This is a genomic window from Bradyrhizobium sp. MI1.7 (assembly GCF_055811795.1).
This window is the reverse complement of record NZ_JBVVPO010000229.1, coordinates 1-755: the sequence shown is the minus strand read 5'-3', so window position 1 is coordinate 755 and position 755 is coordinate 1. Positions and strand designations below refer to the sequence as shown.

Sequence of the window (755 nt, the reverse complement as noted above, 5' to 3'; positions counted from 1 at the left end):
GCGGGAAAATCGATCTCCTTCAGGCCAGGCTAATCGGTGCAGAATAATCGGAGCTGCACCAAAATTGCGTCAGAGCCTAAATATTGCAGGCCGAATGACAGCGGAGGTCAAGAATCTTGCACCAGATTTGCGGTCGAACAATTCCAGCGGGTTGCGCAGCGGCATCGTATGTCGGTGGGTTGCGCCGCCGCATCAATGCGTTACAACGATGAAATCCGTGTCTTTTCCCGTCTCGTGGCTAAATCCGTCGTCGGAAATAATCAATGAAGAGGCCGGCGTCAGAAGTTTAGAGATCCTCTCAACGGTATCCCGCGGTATTTCGATGCGGTTGAGGACAGCGTTGGCTTTATCGGGAGACGGTACCGATAGGGCGGTTTGCTTCACGGGCGCTTCGCGTTCTTTTGTGGCATCCTCGATGCGAGGAAATTCGTCCGGAATCGACACGACGGTCCAGCGAATAGCCGCTCCCTCGCTCTGGAATTCCATTGCAGTAAACACGTGCGTTCCAAGGGGCTCCTCCGGATTTTCGATCTTGACCGCAACATCAAACAACGGCGAGAAGCCCTGACGCACGAAGAGCTTGCTCAACTTACGACTCACGAAGACGGAGATCGGGGCCATCTTTCTGGGTGTGCCTTCAGCGGCAGCCGAGTTTGGAACCTGGAGACTAGTCATCTGGAACGCAAGTTCGCCACATTAGTTGATAGCTCGAATCTCTACAGAGGAGAGAGCTCGTGGCGAATGCAGGTGAACGA

General features: G+C 54.0%; 1 protein-coding gene. It reads right to left on the bottom strand.

Annotated features, from left to right (window positions below):
• Positions 1-192 precede the first annotated feature (192 nt).
• Positions 193-588, bottom strand: a complete 396-nt coding sequence (locus AC0L3X_RS47265; RefSeq protein ID WP_224580655.1) for a hypothetical protein — start codon at positions 586-588, stop codon at positions 193-195.
• Positions 589-755: the final 167 nt, after the last annotated feature.